The sequence below is a fragment of the Bradyrhizobium sp. genome (assembly GCF_016462955.1).
GTDB lineage: Bacteria > Pseudomonadota > Alphaproteobacteria > Rhizobiales > Xanthobacteraceae > Bradyrhizobium.
The window spans coordinates 752-1,719 of the sequence record NZ_JAEMSD010000854.1 but is presented as its reverse complement, the minus strand read 5'-3'; the positions used below and the strand labels follow the sequence as shown (position 1 = coordinate 1,719).

At 65.8% G+C, this 968-nt stretch carries 1 protein-coding gene; it reads right to left on the bottom strand.

Annotation, left to right across the window (positions count from 1 at the left end; all coding sequences use genetic code 11):
- Nucleotides 1-111: 111 nt before the first annotated feature.
- Entirely contained in the window at nucleotides 112-894 is a 783-nt protein-coding gene (gene hisN / locus JHD07_RS39205; RefSeq protein WP_291631969.1) for a histidinol-phosphatase, read from the bottom strand.
- Between the last annotated feature and the right edge of the window lie 74 nt (nucleotides 895-968).

Here is a 968-nt window from a genome sequence, read left to right as displayed (position 1 = left end):
CCCACCCCGCTCGCGCTGCGCGCGATCGACCCTCCCCCTCCAGGGGAGGGTAAGAACACCTACTTCGCCGTCTCGGCTCCGGCGTCGGTGATGCAAGCTCTCCGCCGCTTGCTACTGATTCAACAGCTTCAACGCTTCTTCGTGAACCCGCGCGTCGCCGGCGGCGATGATGCGGCCGCCGCCCTGGGCCGGCTTGCCCTCCCAGGTGGTGACGACGCCGCCGGCGCCGGTCACGATCGGGATCAGCGCCGCGATGTCGTAGGGCTTCAGCTCGGTCTCGACGACGAGGTCGACGTGACCCGCGGCGAGCATGCAATAGGAATAGCAGTCGCCGCCATAGCGCGACAACCGCGCGCTCCGCTCGATGCGGCTGAAGATGGCGCGGTCGTTCTCGTTCATCAGCAGGGGGCTGGTGGTGTAGGTCGTGGCTTCCGACAGCGAAGCGCAGCGGCGGACCTGGAGCCGGCGCTCGCCGGAGGGGCCCTTGTAATTGGCCGAACCGTTGTCGCCGGAAAAGCGCTCGCCGATGAACGGCTGGTGCATCATGCCGAACACCGGCACGCCCTTGTGCAGCAGCGCGATCAGAGTGCCCCAGATCGGAAAGCCGCCGATGAAGGACTTGGTGCCGTCGATGGGATCGAGCACCCAGACATAGTCTGCGTCCTCGTTCTCGTTGCCGAATTCCTCGCCGACGATGCCGTGCTGGGGGAAGTTGGCCTTGATCAGCCGCCGCATCACCGCCTCCGCGGCGCGGTCGGCCTCCGTTACGGGATCGAAATCCCTGGTCTTGCTCTTGTCGTCGATCGACAGCGAGGTGCGGAAGAACGGCAGGATGGTTTCGCCGGAGGCGGTGGCGAGCCGTCCGATGAAGGCGGAGAAGTCGATCACCGTCACAGGGCGAATCCTAGGAAACGAAAGTTGGATGAAGCTCGCCCCTGCCTAGCTCAATTCGCCTGCGGCGTGCAGCG